16 protein-coding genes are annotated in these 18,113 nt (G+C 59.6%); 3 read left to right on the top strand and 13 right to left on the bottom strand.

Features of this window, described 5'->3' with window-relative positions:
- Positions 1-21: 21 nt before the first annotated feature.
- Complete coding sequence (locus WNZ14_RS07545) at positions 22-1,371, bottom strand: ABC transporter substrate-binding protein (protein ID WP_342867960.1); 1,350 nt, start codon at positions 1,369-1,371, stop codon at positions 22-24.
- 336 nt (positions 1,372-1,707) lie between these two features.
- Between WNZ14_RS07545 and WNZ14_RS07540 the strand changes: the two genes are divergently transcribed.
- On the top strand, positions 1,708-2,781 hold the full coding sequence (locus WNZ14_RS07540; RefSeq protein ID WP_342867959.1) for a substrate-binding domain-containing protein: 1,074 nt from the start codon (positions 1,708-1,710) through the stop codon (positions 2,779-2,781).
- A 136-nt stretch (positions 2,782-2,917) separates the two neighbouring features.
- On the opposite strand, the gene WNZ14_RS07535 is transcribed toward WNZ14_RS07540, so the two are convergent.
- The 5 genes from WNZ14_RS07535 to WNZ14_RS07515 all read right to left on the bottom strand — a co-directional run bounded on the left by WNZ14_RS07535 (position 2,918) and on the right by WNZ14_RS07515 (position 10,352).
- Positions 2,918-3,712: a PhzF family phenazine biosynthesis protein gene (locus WNZ14_RS07535; protein ID WP_342867958.1), complete on the bottom strand. Its 795-nt coding sequence runs from the start codon at positions 3,710-3,712 to the stop codon at positions 2,918-2,920.
- Between the two features lie 119 nt (positions 3,713-3,831).
- On the bottom strand, positions 3,832-4,473 hold the full coding sequence (locus WNZ14_RS07530) for a LysE family translocator (RefSeq protein WP_342867957.1): 642 nt from the start codon (positions 4,471-4,473) through the stop codon (positions 3,832-3,834).
- A gap of 430 nt (positions 4,474-4,903) precedes the next feature.
- Positions 4,904-5,881 carry a DMT family transporter gene (locus tag WNZ14_RS07525; RefSeq protein WP_342867956.1) on the bottom strand — a complete coding sequence of 326 codons (978 nt, stop codon included), beginning with the start codon at positions 5,879-5,881 and terminating at the stop codon, positions 4,904-4,906.
- A 346-nt stretch (positions 5,882-6,227) separates the two neighbouring features.
- The gene (folD, locus tag WNZ14_RS07520) at positions 6,228-7,127 is read right to left on the bottom strand and encodes a bifunctional methylenetetrahydrofolate dehydrogenase/methenyltetrahydrofolate cyclohydrolase FolD (RefSeq protein ID WP_342867955.1); all 900 of its coding nucleotides are present in this window, start codon (positions 7,125-7,127) and stop codon (positions 6,228-6,230) included.
- A gap of 144 nt (positions 7,128-7,271) precedes the next feature.
- On the bottom strand, positions 7,272-10,352 hold the full coding sequence (locus tag WNZ14_RS07515; RefSeq protein WP_342867954.1) for a GNVR domain-containing protein: 3,081 nt from the start codon (positions 10,350-10,352) through the stop codon (positions 7,272-7,274).
- Positions 10,353-10,625: 273 nt separating this feature from the next.
- Between WNZ14_RS07515 and WNZ14_RS07510 the strand changes: the two genes are divergently transcribed.
- Positions 10,626-11,891, top strand: coding sequence for a lipopolysaccharide biosynthesis protein (locus WNZ14_RS07510; RefSeq protein ID WP_342867953.1), 1,266 nt, complete (start codon positions 10,626-10,628; stop codon positions 11,889-11,891).
- 34 nt (positions 11,892-11,925) lie between these two features.
- On the opposite strand, the gene WNZ14_RS07505 is transcribed toward WNZ14_RS07510, so the two are convergent.
- The 3 genes from WNZ14_RS07505 to WNZ14_RS07495 all read right to left on the bottom strand — a co-directional run bounded on the left by WNZ14_RS07505 (position 11,926) and on the right by WNZ14_RS07495 (position 14,940).
- Positions 11,926-12,804 (bottom strand): DUF6492 family protein, encoded by an 879-nt coding sequence (locus tag WNZ14_RS07505; RefSeq protein WP_342867952.1) that lies wholly within the window; start codon positions 12,802-12,804, stop codon positions 11,926-11,928.
- A gap of 42 nt (positions 12,805-12,846) precedes the next feature.
- Positions 12,847-13,626: a WecB/TagA/CpsF family glycosyltransferase gene (locus WNZ14_RS07500; RefSeq protein WP_342867951.1), complete on the bottom strand. Its 780-nt coding sequence runs from the start codon at positions 13,624-13,626 to the stop codon at positions 12,847-12,849.
- A gap of 132 nt (positions 13,627-13,758) precedes the next feature.
- The gene (locus WNZ14_RS07495) at positions 13,759-14,940 is read right to left on the bottom strand and encodes a glycosyltransferase family 4 protein (protein WP_342867950.1); all 1,182 of its coding nucleotides are present in this window, start codon (positions 14,938-14,940) and stop codon (positions 13,759-13,761) included.
- A gap of 144 nt (positions 14,941-15,084) precedes the next feature.
- Between WNZ14_RS07495 and WNZ14_RS07490 the strand changes: the two genes are divergently transcribed.
- Entirely contained in the window at positions 15,085-16,074 is a 990-nt protein-coding gene (locus tag WNZ14_RS07490; RefSeq protein ID WP_342867949.1) for a glycosyltransferase, read from the top strand.
- A gap of 58 nt (positions 16,075-16,132) precedes the next feature.
- On the opposite strand, the gene WNZ14_RS07485 is transcribed toward WNZ14_RS07490, so the two are convergent.
- The 4 genes from WNZ14_RS07485 to WNZ14_RS07470 form a co-directional block, all read right to left on the bottom strand.
- Complete coding sequence (locus WNZ14_RS07485; protein WP_342867948.1) at positions 16,133-16,675, bottom strand: hypothetical protein; 543 nt, start codon at positions 16,673-16,675, stop codon at positions 16,133-16,135.
- On the bottom strand, positions 16,672-17,043 hold the full coding sequence (locus tag WNZ14_RS07480; RefSeq protein ID WP_342867947.1) for a hypothetical protein: 372 nt from the start codon (positions 17,041-17,043) through the stop codon (positions 16,672-16,674). Before WNZ14_RS07480 ends, WNZ14_RS07485 begins: the two co-directional genes overlap by 4 nt.
- Complete coding sequence (locus WNZ14_RS07475) at positions 17,040-17,621, bottom strand: rod-binding protein (protein WP_342867946.1); 582 nt, start codon at positions 17,619-17,621, stop codon at positions 17,040-17,042. The genes WNZ14_RS07480 and WNZ14_RS07475 overlap by 4 nt, the downstream gene beginning before the upstream one ends.
- A 95-nt stretch (positions 17,622-17,716) precedes the next feature.
- A complete protein-coding gene (locus tag WNZ14_RS07470; protein WP_342867945.1) occupies positions 17,717-18,112 on the bottom strand; it encodes a hypothetical protein in 396 nt (131 codons plus the stop codon).
- Position 18,113: the final 1 nt, after the last annotated feature.

The following is an 18,113-nucleotide window of genomic DNA, read 5'->3' as shown; positions in this document are numbered from 1 at the left end:
CAATTTATCAAACCTGCGCGCTTACTTGAGGGCGTCCCAGGACTTCTGGATCGTGTCGGCTACTTTTTCGGCGGACTCGCCGCCCGTGTAGTCGACCATACCGGTCCAGAACGAGCCGGCACCAACGCCGCCAGGCATCAGGTCGGATCCGTCAAAGCGGAACGTGGTGGCGCCGAGAAGAACATCGTTCATCTTTTTCAGCGTCGGATCGCTGAAGAGTGCCGTGTTGACGCCCTTGTGCGGGGTCAGGAAGCCCTTCTGGGCCATCCAGATTTCATTGGCGATCGGCGATTCAAGGAACTTGATCAGCGCCTGTGCACCGGGGCTGTCCTTGGTGATAGCCCACAGGGTACCCGCACCCAGAACCGGCTTGCCGAGATCCTTGCCTTCATACGCCGGCATGTAGAAGAAATCAGCATCGGTGCCGACCTTCGTGCCATCGGGGAAGAAGGCCGGAATGAACGACGCCTGATGGTGCATGTAGCACTGCGGCGGCGAGGAGAAGAGGCCCTTCGGGCTGTCGCGGAAGTCGGTTGTTGCGACCGCATCGGCACCGCCGGCGACGAACTTGTCGTTGCGGGCAAACCAGCCGAATTCCTCAATCGCGCCAATGACGGCGGGATCGGTGAACTTGACCTCGTTGGAAACCCACTTGTCGTAGACGTCCGGCGCCTGGGTCCGCAGCATCATGTCCTCGACCCAGTCGGTTGCCGGCCATCCGGTGGCGCCGCCTGATCCCAGACCGATGCACCAAGGGGTGCCGCCATCAGCCGCGATCTTTTCGGTCAGGGCCTTGAGGTCTTCCATGGTCTCGGGGATTTCATAGCCGGCATCCTCGAAGTTTTCCGGGATGTACCAGACCAGCGATTTCACATCGACCTTGTAGAAGAAGCCGTAGAGATCTTCCTTGCCGTCCTGGCCTGCGTAAGTGCCCAGATCAACCCAGGACTGGCCGGCGGCGTAGTTTTCCTTGACCCAGTCGGCAGTGCCTTCAGGCAGCGGCGACAGGAAGCCGCGCTTGGCCATATCGGCGGCGAGACCAGGCTGCGGGAAGACTGCGATATTGGGAGCGGAACCAGCTTCGGCGTCGATCACGATCTGCTGCTCAAAGCTGTCGGAGCCGACATATTTGACATCCGCGCCGGTGGCTTCAGCGAAATAAGCCAGGACCGACTCGGCGAATTCCTGGTCCGGGCCAAGCCAGGGACCGAACACCGTCACTTCTTCGCCGTTGAGCTTGGTGGCCTTGAGTGCCTCGTAGCTCTCCCAGTTGAAATCACCCTCTCCCGGGGTGAACTTGAGATCAGCGGCGTGTGCCGATCCCAGTGCCAGCGCAGCTGCGGCCGCGCTCATCAAAAACATCTTTTTCATAGAATTCTTCCTCCCGGCCAATTCCGGCCTTCTCGTGAAGCTGAATAGGTTCTAGCAGCCGGCACCTCAATAATTTCAAAGCGCTTTGGCTTCCTTTAAGAGGATTACGACATCCCGGCTGAGTCAAGCTCAAACTTTCTCGACAGTTGCCAAATAGAGCACTGACACTCAGAATCGACCCTATTGCTGCGCTGCAACATGCTTTTCAGCTACATTGCCTATGTTTTTTGCTTTTTCTGATTTTCAGACTACGGTTGACGGGAAAGTCTGGAATGAACAAGATTGTGAAAGCGCAAGGACCTTTTCAAAGCGCTTTGAACATTTGGACCGCGTACTGTGAATCTGAAACAGCTTTCAGAGCTTCTTGAATTGTCGCAGACCACGATCTCGCGCGCACTCAACGGATATCCGGAAGTCAGCGAGCGCACCCGGCTCAAGGTTCTCGAAGCAGCCCAGCGCCACGGCTACAAACCCAATTCAAACGCGCGCAAACTTGCCACGGGGCGGGCCGGCTCGATCGGGTACGTGCTGCCGGTCGGCCGCAATGTAGATCTGGATCCGCATTTCGTCGAGTTTCTGTCCGGCTTGGGCGAGCACGCTCTGGCGCGGGAGGTTGACCTTTCGCTGACGCCTGCTCCCTATGAACGCGAAGCAGAGGCCTACCACCGGATTGCCGCAAGCCGGTCGGTGGACGGGGTTTACCTGTCCTCGATGCGCAATGACGAGCAGAGGATATCGCTGGTGCGCAAGCTCGGTATTCCGTTTCTGGCGCATGGCCGCGCGTTGATCCCTGCGGAGGGATATGCGTTTCTCGATATTGACAATGAGGGTGCGTTTCACGATGCGACGCGGCTGCTGCTGCACCTTGGGCACACGCGCCTAGCCTTCATCAACGGCGACACGGATTTCACATTCGCGGTGCACCGGCTCAACGGCGTGATCCGGGCCATGACAGCCCATGGCCTGCCCATCGAAACGTTGCAGCATCATTCAGCGGCAATGAACGAGGAAAACGGCTACCGGCTGGCGATGGCGCTGTTTCGCGACACTGACCCCGCGACCCGGCCCACCGGCGTGCTGAGCGCCTCGATGTTCACGACACTGGGCATTGTCAGGGCCTTCAACCAGCTGCGGCTGCGCATGCCGGACGATGTGTCCATCATCACCCATGATGATGTGTTCCCGTTTCTCAAGCCTGAGAGTTTCACCGTTCAGCTGACCACCACACGCTCATCCATCCGAGCGGCGGGCGCCCGCATCTGCGAGCGGCTGGTCGACATCATCTCAGGGGTTGAAGCCGGAGCGGTGCAGGAGATCTGGCCGGTGGACCTGGTGGTGCGGGCAACGACAGGGCCAGCGCCTGCGGAGGGGAAGCGCGCGCGCGGACGTGCGGCGGAGGCTGCGGAGTAGAAGGGCGGCTGTGTCAGAATGGGCGGGGAGCGGAAGTTCGCGGGGTAAGGAACGAACATCAAAGATGCAGAAAACCCGGGCTTTTGACTGCAGCCGGCATAAAGGGCTCGCTTCCAAGGCGAATTTTTGCGATCAACTAAGGGAAAAGTCGTATCGCCGCGTCCATGTAGGTGATTGCCCGCCCTCTGAGCAGAACGCGATCCCCAGCGAGTTCGCAGTCCAGCCAGCCACCGCGCGGTGATGCTTGAAACGCTTGGTGCCGTGCGCCACCGAGGAAATTCGACCAATATGGGACCAGTGTTGCGTGGATTGAACCCGTCACTGGGTCCTCGGGAATCCCCGCCCCGGGCGCGAAGTAGCGGGAAACGAATGCCGCACCCGAAACGCTGTCGCCTTCTCCAGTGACCACAAGGCCAACAGGCCCCAACTTCGCGATACGCAAAAGATCCGGAACGAATGCGCGCACCGCGGCTTCAGAACCCAGATCGACGAAAATGTTCTCAAAGTTGCGGAACACCGCCACGGGTGTCTGCGCGAACACACCGTCGAGTATGGATGGCAGCGCGTCGAGGCTTTCGGGATTCAAGCGCGGTATGTCGAGCCGGTAGAGATCGCCATCCATATCAACTCGGAGCTGCCCGACGCGTGTCTCGAACGCCATCGGAACGTTGACTGAATACTCCGTTGCAAGCACGTGCGCCGTCGCAAGTGTCGCATGGCCGCAAAAATCAACCTCGTGCACCGGTGTGAACCAGCGTAACAGCCAAACGCCCTCCCCGTTCGGCACAGCGAATGCGGTTTCGGCGAGATTGTTCTCTTGCGCTATGGCGACCATCAGTTCGTCGGCGAGCCAGGCGTCAACGATGAGAACGGCCGCAGGGTTCCCTGAAAACACCCGGTCCGCAAAAGCATCGACCTGAAACATGCGCATGGGGGTGCTCCATTTTTTTCAGATACGCTGTCTGGATCGCATCGGCGTTGCAAGACGAACTGAAGCGTTACTGCAAGTGGGACGCTGGCCCACTGTCGTCCTCGCACGCGCCGTTCAATTTAACCTCGATCCGTCAGCATCCGCAGGCCCGCATAGGCAAAAAACGTCCCCACGACCGCCTGGATGCCCCGCCGCGCGCGGGTGTAAAGCCGGACCATCATCGGCGTCGAAAAGGCCAGCGCATAGGAAAGATTGATCACCGCCGACAGAAAGATCGTTCCGATTACGATGGCTGCGGCGACCCAAAGCGGCGCATCGGGCGTCAGGCCCAGCGAAACGACTGCGATCCATGTCAGCACGGATTTTGGGTTCGTCATTGCCAAGATGTAACCGCGCCGTCCAAACTCCCATGCCGACCGCTGCCCCCGTGCCGCCCGCGATATCTCGAGGTCATGCCGAGACGCCGCCGCGCTGAATGCCTTGTAGGCGAGCCAAAGCAGGTAGAGGCCCCCGAACACCTTGATAACGAACAAGGCCGACGCGTAGGTTGCGAGGATTGTCGACAATCCCGCAGCGGTCAGGACACCCCATGTCAACGAACCACCCACCACACCCATAGCCAATCCGACCCCCGCCGGGCGACCGGCTCCCATAGATGCGCCCAGGATCGCCATCATGGCTGGGCCGGGGCTTATGACTGCGAGGAGGAACGCGCCGTAGGACAAAATGATGCCCGGCAGATAGGGAGAGATGTTTTCCATCGGAATTGCCTTCTTCAGCGTTTCGACAGCTGATGTTATGTCCGACCGTGCAGCCGATCAACACTTCATTGGATCTTCTCTAAGCACATTTCGGCGAGGGGCCTGCACGAGACGGTTAATCCGATAGGACGGCGTTGATTCTACATTCCGGTACGTCGTGGACAGGCTGTCTCCGGCCATTCGCGTTGCATCGCCCAAGGCCCGCTAAGGGCCGAAAGGGTCAAGCGATGCCCAGATCCAATCAGCTTACGTTACCTGAAGGCGCCGATCATGGCGGTTGCGGATTTGATTGCGTGATCGCGCATGGCGGTGATCATGATGTCGGCCATCCGCCCGGCTGTCACACGTCAGTTGACCAGCATTGTTCTCTCCGGGGGATTTGAGCTTTTGGCGGCTCATTCCTTGGTGCGGTCTCTTCGAAGGGGCCGTATCATGGCTTATCGTGGCGCTTTCCCGGGCGTCTGCGCAGGCCTGCCACGCGCCATGCCGCCGGCGCAATGGGAAGCCGCGACACGGTTGTCAGTACCGGGCGCATCAGCGACCTTTCGCCAATCTGTTCGCGAATGACGATAACGAGACCGGATGCGATGATGATGAGGCTGCCGAGAAACGTCATGAGGTCGGGAAATTCGCCGAACAACAACGCCCCGAAAGCCGTCGCCCACAGGATCTGGCTGTAATTCATGGGTGAGACCACAGCCGCTTCGCCTGCCTGGAAGGCGGCGATCACGGTCAGCGTGGCCGCGAAATTCAGCGCCGCCACGAGGGCGAAAAGTGCGAGATGATCGAGCGGGACCGGTATGTAGACCGCTGGCAAGGCCAGGCCTGTCAGTACGAAGGCCGCCAGCATCGGGTAAAGCAGCAGCACCGCGCTGCGCTCAACGTCGCCGACCTTTCGCCCCGCGACCGCCGCGAGAGAGCCCCCGAAAGCTGCCCCGAATGCCGCAAGATGGCCAAGGCCCAGCTCGGTGTCTCCTCCCGGGCGCAAGACCACCAGAACGCCAGCAAAGCCTATGAGGATCGCAGCCAGGCGCTGCACACCCAGCCGCTCGCCGAGAATGGGCACTGCGAGCAGCGTGATCATCAGCGGTCCGGTGAACAGCAGGCTGTAGACCTGTGCCAGCGGCAGCACAGCGAAAGCATAGAAACCGCAAAGAGAATTCACGAGGTAGCCCACTACCCGCAATCCGACCCAGAGAGGACGCCTTGGGCGCAGGCTCGCCTCCGTTGGGTCACTCACCAGCATCAACAGCGCAACCGGAAAGCCAAACAAGACGAGGAAGAAGAGGGTCTGAACCGGAGCGTAGGTTTGGCCCAGCACCTTGACGATGACATCGTTCGTCGCAAAGATTGCAAAGCCGAGAAGGCCCAGCATCGCACCCCTGAGGTTCGGGGAAAGGGTTGCCAACAGCCGTCCTCCTGCCTGTCCAAAAACGCGTGGAGGCACTACGCACCTCTGCCAAGCGACGTTCCCTGACGCCCCTTGGGTGCCAAGAAACGTCAGATCTGGCACGCCAGTTAACCGTTATTACCGCGCAGTGCTAGCAGTGCACAAGAGCACATAAATATTGGCGTGTCCGACGGCAGGCGGTCAGCCGACCGACGGTTCACCGGTCGAAATGTCGCGCTCTTCGCGAATGGCAGCCATGACGGGCTGCGCGGAGGTATCCAGAGTGGATCTTGGAGGCCGGCTCTAAGCCGAAAGCATCAATCGCTCCTGCAGTCCAAACCGCCAAATTGCCCGGCAGCGCCGATCAGAACGACGGCGGCTTCAGGCCGTGAGCGCGCATGGCGGCGGTGACGGTGTTGGCCATCAGCATGGCGATGGTCATCGGGCCGACGCCGCCTGGAACCGGGGTGATCACGGCTGCAGTTTCAGCGCATTCGTCAAAGGCGACATCGCCGACCAGCCGCGTCTTGCCTTCGCCGCGTTCAGGCGCGTCAATCCGGTTGATACCGACATCAATCACCGTTGCGCCCGGCTTGACCCAATCGGCCTTGACCATCTGCGGGCGGCCCACGGCTGCGACCAGGATGTCTGCATCGCGGCAAACGCCGGGCAGATCTTTCGTGCGCGAATGGGCGGTTGTGACGGTGGCATTGGCAGCTAGCAGAAGCGCCGACATGGGTTTGCCGAACAGGTTGGAGCGGCCGATGACCACCGCATTGAGGCCGGAGAGATCGGGGCCGTGGGTCTGACGTACAAACAGCATGGCGCCCGCAGGGGTGCAGGAAATCAGGCCGCCATCGAGATCGCCGGTCATCAGCTTGCCGGCATTGACGACATGCAGGCCATCGACATCCTTTTCGGGCCGGATCGACTGGATCACCGTGTCGGAATCAAGATGATCCGGCAATGGCAGTTGCACCAGAATGCCGTGAATTTCGGGATCGGCATTGAGTCTTGCGACGAGGGCTTCGAGCTCTGCTTGCGTGGTTTCGAGCGGCAGGGTGTGCTGCACCGACTTGAAGCCGCACTGCTTGGCCATGCGGCTCTTGGAAGAGACATAGACATGGGAGGCCGGATCATTGCCGACGATCACCACGGCGAGGCCCGGGCGCGCACCGGTCTGAGCCTCCAGCGCATTGCTGGCCGCGGTCACCTGTTCCACCACGCCCGCCGCTACGGCCTTGCCGTCAATCACCTTCGCCATACCCAATCCTCTTCGATCTGTCGCCTTGCGGCCTCAGTGGTCGCGCCATGGCCGGCGCCTTTGGTGAACCCTACGCAACCAAGCACAGAGGCTGATAGCCTCTTTGCGTCCTCTGGTGTCAAAATTCAAGCGGGGGATGGTGTGTCAGGCGCGGCGGCGATCAGAGCCGTAGCCGTCAATCCTCGAGCGCAGCTGATCCATTTCGCGGCGGATCCGGCTGACCGACGCATCGTTGCCGGTGGACCGGGAAGGCTGCATCGTCTCGGCAGCTGGCATTGCATGCGTCTCAGGGACGGTCTGCGGCTGAGGCGCCATGGGCACCGGGGCCGGATGGTGGGGTTGCACCGCATAGGGAGCCGCGTAGTGGCTCTGAGCCGGAGCCGCCATCTGCTGGGGGGCGGGATAGGCCTGGGGCGGGAATGCAGGCTGTTGGGCATACTGCATGGGATACTGCTGGATTGGCATCATCTGCGGTTGCGCAACAGGATAAGCCGTTGGCGCCGCGACGGGCCCCGGGAAATAGCCAGGATTGTAGGACGGCTGAAACGCAGCATAGGGATCAACTGCATGTAGCGGATGGAACAGGGGCGCGGGCAGCGGAGGCTGCTGATACTGCGGATGGCCCTGATACATTGACTGAGGCTGCATCTGGGGCTGCCACTGGGACTGCACAGGAGCCTGCATCTGAGGTTGTTGCAGAACCTGCTGGTGCGGGATGGAATGGGGGTGCGCCTGGTGAAGGGATTGCCCGTTGCCGGACATGAATGCCTGTGCATTGCGTCCTGTTTCGGGGGCTGATTGTGGCGTCTGTGGCTGCGGGTAGACCACCGATGCCCGCTCAGGCCGAGCCTGCTGCGGAGCCTCATAGCCTGATGGCGCGAAGGATCTCGATCGTGCCTCGTCACGGTCATCGAAGCCGGTCTCGGCCCAGGCGTGTTGCGGCTCTGCGGATTTCGCCACCGCAGGGTGGGCACGGATTGGCTGGACCTTGGCGGGGTCGTCATCGCTGACCGCTTCAGCGGCTTGGGAGCGGGCAGCGGAGTATGGCGCGCGTGCGGTGCCAGTGGTGGCCCCCCCGCCGCCGCTGGCTTCGTCGCGGCGTGGCCAGAAACGATTGCCAGGGCCGTTGGGAGGGGTTCGCGGACCAGGCGCCGGCGGCTCGGGGTATCCCCCGGATGGTGCGCCCGGGAAGCGGGCCTGCGGCTGGGCTCCATTGTAGGCGCGTATGCTTTCGATAGCGCCAATCAACAAGGCCAGGCCAATGCCTGCAAACATGCCTACAACCAAACCGGCAATAACGATGATCTTGCGCGATGGCCCCGTTGGCTGGAGGGGCGCCTCTGCCGGAGAAATGACACGGACATTGCGAGTGGAAAGGTTGGAGCGTTCGCTGGTTTCGCGAGACCGGGTCAGGAAGGCCTCATAGATCCCGCGGGTGGCGTTGGCCTTGCGCTCGAGTTCCCGCAAGGTAACCAGTTCCACCGACTGGTCGATGGCACGGCTCTTGGCCACTGCCATCTGGCTTGCCAGTTCCTGCTCGGTCGCAACCGCGCGCTGCAGTTCCGTCTGGGAGCTGGCAACAATCCGGCGCAACTCAGCGCTGATTTCCTTGGTAATCGTCTCAAGCGACTGAAGTGCAGAAATATATTGCGGGTGACGTGGTCCGAGGCGGGTGGCGAGAGATTCGGCGTTTGATCTTGTCTGGGTGTATTGCTTGCGCAGCTCGGTCAGATTCGTCGACAGCAGTTCCTCGGGAAAGGCGCCAGACAGCACGTCGTTGATATTGACCTTGGCAAGGTTGTCCGCCTTGACCCTGATGCCGACCTTCATGGCCCGTGCATTGGCAAGCTGATCGCTGAGCGCAAGGATCACCTTGTCGTCGATATATTGCCCGCCGACGCCAACCAGTCCGTTCTCAGCCTTGAAGCGTTCGACTTCCCGTTCGGCGGCATCAAGATCGGAGCGCAGGGAATTGATACGTGTATCGATGGATTCCGATGTCCGCTCGAGCAGGTTGGATTGGGCCTGGCCTTCGGAATCGAGGTAGGTCTCAACGATCTGATTGGCAATCAACGCCGACTTTTCGGGATCACGGGTGTCGACACCGACAATGATCACGAATGTCTTCGCATCACGGCCGACTGAGAGTGCCTTCCTGAGATTGTTGAGTGCTTTTTGCTCGCCTTCCGATGCTGAACCCTTGCCGGTGAATATCTCCTTGATCAGGGACAGGCCACCCATGATGCCGCCCGACGACATTGACCCGTTGAACTCGGCATCGCGGTCAAGGCCGAGATCGACAATGACCTTTTCCAGCACGCTGGTGGAAGACAAGATCTGCAGCTGGCTGTCGGTGATCGCCAGCATGGCTTCGGTGGAAAGCTGCTGGTTGCGGACATCATCCTCCGTCACACGGATTTCCCGCGGATCAACGAAGAGCCGGCTTTCGGCGTAATATTTGTGCGGCGTCGACAGGGCCATCAGGACACCGACAACCGCACCGGCGACGGCGGTAGCGGCAATCAGCCGGCGGAACCGCCAGACAGCTGATATCAGGATCGATGCATCCAGCAGGGGCCGCGCTGCATCTTCATATTGTCCGCCGCTAGAAGCCGCATGCCAATGATAGTGATCATCATGGGGACGGGACCCGTCGCGAGGGCGATCATAGGGGAACGGTGGCTGATCCGGTTCGGCGGAGAATCGCGGGAAATCCTCCGCTTCGGAGCGAGGATCACGGGATGCTTCGGCCCGGACTGGGTCGTGCTCCTGGTCCTGGGATGCTGGTTGCGGGGTGGCAGGCTTTTCATCGGGTGCGATGGTTCCGATCAAGCGGGCGATCCTGTCGCCAAATTTCTCCTGCCGTGAAGAAGCCGTCAGAGGCCGGGCTTGATGCTGAGATTGTTTCTGGGCTTGATTGTCGGCTTGGGGCTGGGCTTTCGGCGAACGCGCGGCAGCCGCGGCATAAGCGTCAGATGCGGATTCAAGCTGCGATTCGTCCACAGAATCGCTGCGCCTGGTGGACCTCGATGTCGAAATGCGTGCGGAGCGGGCCGGTGTTGCAAGCAGCGACGAGGCGGTGCCGGCAGAAGGCTGGGCCGGACGAGCATTTCCATCGGCAGCCTCACGCGCATGTTCATTCGAACCCGGCTGCGCGTCGCGAGCGTGGTCAAGCAGCGATCCGCGGCGGCCGCGGTGTCTTCTGTCTTCGATGAAATCGCTCATGTCCGGCTTTGATCGCCCTGATTGTCGAAATTGTCGGGTTCGTTAAGGCAAGCTATAAATTCATGGGTAACAAATGGTTAATTTCCGGCAAGACAGTTGGAATAACGCCGGTTATTCGGTCTTTTTAGCAATTTTGCATATAAGCATCAGGCGTGCGGTCGCAATCGCACAATTGCCGCCATTTCAAACGTCAAATTAATACATTCATCGTACAATTTGACAGATGAATTGGCGATTGCAGGAACTGAAATCGTCCTCCCAAAACGGTACTCGATGTTTGTTCGCCTGAGAAACCTTGCAAGCGCCAACAGCGCCTTGATCCGTGCCTATCTATCGATGGTGGGCGGATCGGCTGGGCGGCTGGTGATTTCCCTTGTCTATTTCATCGCGATTGCCAATACGTTGTCGATCAGCGAGTTCGGCCTTTTCGCCACCGCTTCGGCTTGCGGCATCATGCTTTCGCGGCTTCTGGCGTTTGGCTTCGTTTCCCCACTCTACCGGATCGCAACGGTCAAGACCCGGCTGCTGGGTGTCTACACCGCAGGCTTCCTGGGCGGGCTGGTGCTGTCGACGCCGGTGATCGCACTCGCGGCCTGGCTCACATACGCACTGATCTTCGCCGGCGAAATGCAACTGGCAACGTTCGCCAAGATCATTGTGGCTGAAGTGCTGTGCTGGCGGATCATGGAGATCGCCGTCATTGTCAGTTACGGCGCAAACCGGTTTGGCGCAGGCTCCGTTTTGGTGGTCGTTGCGACCGCGCTTAAGACGATTGCCGCGGTTGTTTTCACATGGCTCGCGGATGGGTCGCTCGCCAGCTGGGGCTGGTATTATCTTGCCGCCAACGGTCTGTCGGCGTTGCTGGCGGTGGTGTTTTTCTATCCGCGTGTGCGGCTTCGCTGGAAGCTCGCGCTCTATACGCGCCGCTGGCTTGATGCCGTTTCGGTGGCCGGTGCGGAAATGCTGTTCTACATACAATCGGAACTCGACAAGGTGCTGGTGCTGTCACTGGGCGGGCCTGAAACGGCGGGCATCTACGCCATCATCATGCGGCTGGTTGACCTGACAGCACTTCCGGTGCGGGCTTTCCTGACAGTGCTGACGCAGCGTCTGATGCGCACCTCGGCAATGCTCGATGATCTCAAGAACAGGATTCTGCTTGAAGGTGCGGTAGCCGCGGTCTCCACCGCGGGGCTTCTTGGCATGGCCGGGTTCCTGTGGCTGTTCCCCAGTGCGCTGGGCGCCAATGTCTCCGTGGCCGCGCCGCTGCTGATTTTCGTGGCCCTGGTACCGGCATTCCGCAACCTCATCGAGTACCATTCGGAACTGCTGTATGCGACCGGACGGACGGTGGTTCGCATGCTGGTTCTAGCCTCGCTTGGCGCAATGAAAGCGCTGCTGCTCGCCTATGTTCTGGGTTTGCATACGGAAGTTGTCGTCTGGGCCGAACTCTTGAATGTGGCGTTCCTTGTGCTCTATCTGCAATCAGCGTTGCTGACTTACCGGGCACTGCGTTCAGTTGTGAAGCGGGTTATCTGAAGCACTGGTCTCAAACACTGGAGTCAGTGTCGGCTCAGACAGGGGTGACGGCAAAAGCGATACGCCTGATCTCGGAGAGAGGATGGTCGACGAACGACTGCACCCCGATGGCAACCTGATCAGGCCGCAATCCGCGCATGAATTCGGACAAGCCTTCGGGCGTTTGCGGGAAGGTTTCCTTGAACCACAGAACGTGGGACAGCGAGCGCGCATCGGGTGTGTGACCCGCACCGCCCAACACCTCATCGACAAAACGGCCGTAAATCATGCATTCGGAGATGTCACGCGATGAAATGACCGCGCGGATCCAGCTCACGCCGTTGTGTTTCTCGATGTGGTCGAGAAGCGCGCGGGCGCTGTCCATTCGCCAGGGAACCATGTTGGAAATGTAATCATGCGCCGGATCGGGCCGGCGCGGCAGACCGAGAACGCGACCCGCATGGGCAAGCCAATCCAGATGTCCGGGCGTTGCGTTCCTTGCGCCGTCATCAGCCCGAAACATTCGGATCCGGTCGCCATTCCAGAGGGAAGCGGGATCGAAGGGGCGCACGAGCACGACATCGGAATCGATGGACAACAATGTATCGGCTTCAACATGGCGAGCCATTGCCAGTCGCCGAAGCTGCTGCGCATGCCATCCCCGCAACGGCACCGAGAACGGACTGAGCCAAAGGCGTCGCTTGCCAAGGCTCAGCGGATCGGGAAAGGATCTGAGCCAGTAGGGGAACAGGTCTGCTTCGCTGAGCACCGTCCGCTTCGGACCTTCAAGCTGGCCGAACAGTGTCACGTCATTGCGATCAACCAGCAGGTAGTGATGCCACTGCCCCTGCATGAACCTGTCCATGCTTTCACACAGAAGTGCGCAACGATCGAAATCGCCAACATAGGACGCGGTCATTACGGCAGTCTTCATGGGAGTTCCGGTCAAATACTGAGCTGCATCGTCAGGCTGGCGTCAGGCAGGCTGCCTGGCTCGCCGACCTGCACCAAGAAACTTGTAGCGGAACAAATGAAAGAGGAAAACCGGATTGCCGAGAATGTAGCGGCGCCACAAGCGGGACGGTTCGACACCCAGGCGCCAGAGCCACTCGATCCTGAACTTGCGGAACACCTCAGGCGCGCGAGGAACCGCGCCGGATACGAAATCGAAGAGTGCGCCAACGCCAAAGACGACACGGCCATGGCCCTGCCTGAGGTTGCTGTCGATCCAGATTTCCTGTGACGGACTTCCCATCCCGACCAGGGTAATGTCAGGATTGATCGCAGCGAGATCCGCAAGCACCTGCGAGCTGTCGGCCTTGTCGAAATAGCCATCCGCTACTGCGATGAATTCATGCCAGGGAGTAGCGGCTTTGAAATTGACCACTGCTCTTTCGAGAATGTCAGCGCGGGCTCCGATGAGCGCTACCTTCAGCGGCTTGTCGGCATAGACCAGCAGTGCAGGGATAAAATCGGTGCCATTGAGATTTGCAGGGAACGCTGAGCCGTAGAGCGTGCGGGACGCAATATCGACGCCTACTCCATCAGGCAGAACCTCGGACTTGCTGAGGCCATGGCGATAGCTGGGATTTCGCATGGCGAGGTTTGCGTTGTTGGCGTTGAGGAAATTGAAAATGCGCTGCGGACCGTCGCTGTAGATCGTGTTCGTCAACACATCAAGCGCCTGGTCCCATCCAAGGGCTGCGACCCGGATACCCATGATGTCGCGATGCTGACCGTTTTCCATTGCTGGCATGCTGTCTCCGAACACTCTGTCTTGATCTGGGCCTTGGTGCGGGAATTCCCTCATGGGTGACCCTGAAAAACGATTTAGCACTTCCTTAATTTTCCTGCAGCCGCATTTCACGAATGCGGTTAAGGTTTCAATTTACGTCTTGTTAACCACGTTGCCCAAACCGAGCAGCCCGCGTGACAAAGCACTCAGTAAACCTTCAAGCTGGAGCCCATGAAAGGCATGACCGTCGCTGTCTGGAAGGTCTCCGTCACGTGCCCGACCAACCATACCGATAAGGGACGTGGCAAAGTCTTCGGGATCATCTGCGACCGCGCAGTTGGCCGGTTGCACGGCAATTCCCCGCAAGGCACTTGTTGTAGCGACCGATGGCAGTCCCATTTCGAACGTCTCGATCGTCTTGAGCTGAACGCCAGTGCCGCTACGCGAGATCAGGGGAACGACCCGGCAGGACTGAACAAAGCTGCGGGCATCAGGGACTCGGCCAAGAAAGGTGACATTGCCCGGCGCAGGCGGCACGTCGTCACCAATGCCGCCGGCAATCGCGATACGGAAATCAGATGGCAGTCGCCGTGCAATCCTATCAAGGAACCAGTCAAGCCCGGCGCGATTGGCGGCCCAGGTCCAGGACCCTATCATTCCTGCATCATAGACAGGTGCGCGGTGGGATGGTGAAGGCGGTTGCGTGACCGAGGTTACCAACGGCAGCATAGTGGAGCGATCATCTCCGCCGACACCCAGTGCGGCCCGGTCAGGTTCGGCAAGCGTGAAGACGTGGTTCGCCATGGCGCAGAGAGCATTCTCGAGCTCGGTGAGAAGCCGTGAATCGCGATTGAACAGGAAGCGGGTTATGGGGCTGGCGGCATTGCGGGCATTGTCGGCGGCACTGTGAGCCTCGACATTGTGGGCCACGAAGACGGACGGATAGGCCGCGAAAATATCCCGAAATGCGCCGGGCAATTGTACCGAATTGAGAACCAAGCCGTCGACCGGTGCGAGTTCAGCCAGCGCCGAGCGGATGTCGCCAGGCGTGACCGCATGCATCTTCGCCACTGATACCGGTTCGCGATGGAGAAAGGCATCCTTGAGCCAGAGTGCCTTCTGCATCTTGCCGACACGGGCATTGGTCACTTCGAGCTGCCCGAGGAGCCTGGTTTCGTCAGCGCTGGATGGCTGGTGACCGGGCTGCAGGAAACCAAGCACCGACACCTTGTGGCCCAGCAACCGGACCGCATCGACAATCACCCGATTGGCAATGTCATAGCCTGAAGCCGGGTTTGCCACCGGGACAAGCGAGGAAATGAAAATGAGATGCATGCGGGTTCCGTTCCGATATCACTACCGATCATATCAGGAAGGCTTGAAAGGCTCCTTAACAGCTGTTTCAAATGCCGCATGTCACCTTCAGGCATTCTTCAGGATCGTATGATTGGATAAGGGTACGTCAACCGGATGCCCATCATGTCGTCAGACCCCGTTTCCGCTTCCGAGCATGCCCGCTCCAAAGACCTAAAGCCGGACCGTGTCCGTGTCGTGATCACACTGCCAACATTCCGCCGGCCAGATCATCTGGTGATGACGCTGGATTCACTTCAGGCCCAGGGTCTTGGCGACGATACGGCCGTGATCGTCATGGACAATGACGCCGAAGGACTGGAAGGCGCGCGAGCCGCTGCAGACTGGCTGACAGGCTCACGGTTGAAAGGTATCGTCATCGTCGCGCATCAGCGCGGCAATTGCCATGCCTACAATGCCGGCTGGGAAACCGCACTGGCGCAATTTCCGCGCCTCACCCACATCGCCGTGATCGACGATGACGAGATTGCCGGACCGGACTGGCTGTCGGGCCTGATGAAGACCGCGCTCAAAACCGGCGCCGATCTGGTTGGTGGCCCACAAATCCCGGTATTTGCCGACAAGGCGCTCGACGGCTGGCGCAGACATCCGGTGTTTACGCCGCACTACCGTGAATCGGGCCTCGTCCCCATCCTCTATTCGTCAGGCAATGTGCTTATCTCGCGACCGGTGCTGGACATGATGCCAAGACCTTATCTTGATCCGGCTTTCAATTTCATTGGCGGCGGTGACAGCGATTTTTACCGACGGGCCAAGATCCGCGGCTTTGCCTTCGGCTGGAGCGCGGAAGCGGCAGTCATGGAAACGCTGCCATCGCGACGGGCCGAGTTTTCGTGGCTCAACGCGCGTTCGTTGAGGAACGGTGCGATTTCAGCAATTCTGGAGAAGCGACAGTGGCCGGGTGTTCCTGGCCGGATGCGCACGCTGGCCAAATCGCTGGCGCTCTTGGCAGCTTCGCCGTTGCGCGGGCTCCGCCTGGGCTTTCAAACCGGCTCGGCAGTCATCGGCCTCTATCATATACAGGTGGCCGTCGGACGGCTGATGGCGGAGTTCGGACTGGTCAATGAGCAGTACCGGAACCCCGAAAGCAATTGAAACAGGGGACGGCGCGCGCGGCCCTCTGTGCCGTCTGACAAGACGGACTTCCCAACGATCAGTGTGACGGAGCTTCAGCAGCCGCCTGCGGCTGTGGCGTTGTGCGCTCAACCGTTGGGTTGTTCTTGAGAGAACGCCCCTGCTGCACATTGGACCTGATGTCTTCCTTCGACAGGAAATCGATCTGTTCAACGATCACATCCTGGAACAACTCCTCGCCGACCCGCTCGTTGAGGGTGGTGAGAATATGTGCCTTGAAGGCGTCGAGATCGAACCGCTCCATATCCGGGAAGTCGATCACCGGCTCTCCCACCAGCGCAGTATAGAGCGAATCGGTGATCAGTTCGTTGACCGGTATGCTCAGCTTGGCAGCCTTGAGGGGATCGACCGTGTAGGACAAACGCGTCAGGAAATATCCCTGCACGGCACCGCCGCTGATGACCGGAATTGAGGTCACTTCGCCGCGAATGGTTTCCAGCCCGCCAAACATGGCAGGATCCGGCTCAACGACCTCCTTCTTGTTGGAGACCTGAACCGAAAAATAAACCGATGCCAGCGCCACTACGCATATCCAGACGCCGGTGCCGAGCATTTTGATCATGACAATTCAGAAGCCCTGAACTGGTCTTCGGAATAGGTTCCGTCAGCTTCCCAGGCCGAGACGGTTTCCTTGATCATTTCGGCAATATCGCGAACTGCCTCCATGTGCGCCTTGAGCTTGAGGTTGTTGATTTTCAATTTGCTGCGCACGGTTTCCAGATGGGTTTGGTGCTCAGGTTCGAGCTCGCCCGGACGGACGCCATTGAACAGTACCGTCATGTCATAGAGGCAACGGCTCTTGATCGAATTGGACCGCACCAGGTCAAAGTTCGGATTGCTGCCGATTGCCGCATTTTCAGCGTCAATAACGGCCTCGATACGCGACAAGACGCCAATGATACGATGATCGTGTGATTTCAGTTCGCTCATGCTGTTTGTTGCCTCTGGCTGGATTTCGCTGTCGCGTCAGTGGATTCGTCAGACCCGGCCACGTCAGCCAGCATCTGTTTCTGGATTTCATTGCTCAGGCTGGCCGCGCGGTTGGACACGTTGGAACCAACGCCATCGGCTGACTCAGGCGCCAGGCCCGAGCTGAATCGGTCACCCATCATGCGCGCTGCGATGCCGATGCCGCCACCCTTTGCCAGCGCCGCACCAAGCTGTTCGGCCATCATGCCTTTCCAGATCTCACCGGCGGTTCCCTTGCCGTAGAGCTGTTCACTGTCTTGAGGCAGCATGTTGCCGATGAAATTCTGCAGTATCATCGCTTCAAAGCGCTGATAGACTTCAAGAGATTTATCGGGCGCGTCATTCTTGGCTTCCGTTGTCGCGAGCGATGACGGATCGGCCGAAGCCAGCAACTGATGCTGGAACGCGGGTGTACCGGCAGCCTGCTCGGACTTGCGGCTCGAAGCCGCTTCGAGCATTGCTTCCGCCCTTTGCGCAACAGCTGGATCCGCCGCGCGAACGACATCAAGGATAATGTCGGTTGCTGTTTGTATCGACAAAGAGCTTCCCTCGCAGAAATTGACCGGAAATGATCCCGCACACTTTGTCTTACGAAGCTTACGCTGGCCTTGCGCAGCAGAGCCTGACAGGAATTTCAGTCAAATCCGCGGCGCTGCAGCGAACTGTCGAGAAGGTCAAAAAGGCTCTCGTCGCTCTCCAGCCGATCTTCGGCCGCTGCAGCCAAGCCAGCCTGGTCTGCCAGCCGGTCAGCCTTGGTCTTTTCTGTCAGCACGCGACGCTCTTGGACGCTCCTGGCTCCGTCCAGCATTTGCGATTTTGCAGAAAGACGCTGAAACCGCTGGGCGTAATGATGCGACATTGCCGCATGAATGGGATTGAAGGATCCGACAGCTGAGACCAATGCCTCCTGCGTCGCATCCGTCTCTGCCTGCGCCCGCAAGGTGTGGGACAGTTCGTACTCGGCCATACGCTCGATCTGTCGCTGAACACGGACCAGACGGGCGAGCTTTTCCGAGCGCGTCGAAGACATG

It is taken from the genome of Hoeflea sp. AS60 (assembly GCF_038900115.1).
Lineage (GTDB): Bacteria > Pseudomonadota > Alphaproteobacteria > Rhizobiales > Rhizobiaceae > Hoeflea.
This window is presented reverse-complemented; position numbering and strand designations above follow the sequence as displayed.

Coding starts and splice junctions, on each gene's coding strand:
- WNZ14_RS07545 (WP_342867960.1), bottom strand. CDS start 1,371: ATGAAAAAGATGTTTTTGATGAGCGCGGCCGCAGCTGCGCTGGCACTG.
- WNZ14_RS07535 (WP_342867958.1), bottom strand. CDS start 3,712: ATGCGCATGTTTCAGGTCGATGCTTTTGCGGACCGGGTGTTTTCAGGG.
- WNZ14_RS07530 (WP_342867957.1), bottom strand. CDS start 4,473: ATGGAAAACATCTCTCCCTATCTGCCGGGCATCATTTTGTCCTACGGC.
- folD (WP_342867955.1), bottom strand. CDS start 7,127: ATGGCGAAGGTGATTGACGGCAAGGCCGTAGCGGCGGGCGTGGTGGAA.
- WNZ14_RS07515 (WP_342867954.1), bottom strand. CDS start 10,352: ATGAGCGATTTCATCGAAGACAGAAGACACCGCGGCCGCCGCGGATCG.
- WNZ14_RS07510 (WP_342867953.1), top strand. CDS start 10,626: ATGTTTGTTCGCCTGAGAAACCTTGCAAGCGCCAACAGCGCCTTGATC.
- WNZ14_RS07505 (WP_342867952.1), bottom strand. CDS start 12,804: ATGAAGACTGCCGTAATGACCGCGTCCTATGTTGGCGATTTCGATCGT.
- WNZ14_RS07500 (WP_342867951.1), bottom strand. CDS start 13,626: ATGCCAGCAATGGAAAACGGTCAGCATCGCGACATCATGGGTATCCGG.
- WNZ14_RS07495 (WP_342867950.1), bottom strand. CDS start 14,940: ATGCATCTCATTTTCATTTCCTCGCTTGTCCCGGTGGCAAACCCGGCT.
- WNZ14_RS07490 (WP_342867949.1), top strand. CDS start 15,085: ATGTCGTCAGACCCCGTTTCCGCTTCCGAGCATGCCCGCTCCAAAGAC.
- WNZ14_RS07485 (WP_342867948.1), bottom strand. CDS start 16,675: ATGATCAAAATGCTCGGCACCGGCGTCTGGATATGCGTAGTGGCGCTG.
- WNZ14_RS07480 (WP_342867947.1), bottom strand. CDS start 17,043: ATGAGCGAACTGAAATCACACGATCATCGTATCATTGGCGTCTTGTCG.
- WNZ14_RS07470 (WP_342867945.1), bottom strand. CDS start 18,112: ATGTCTTCGACGCGCTCGGAAAAGCTCGCCCGTCTGGTCCGTGTTCAG.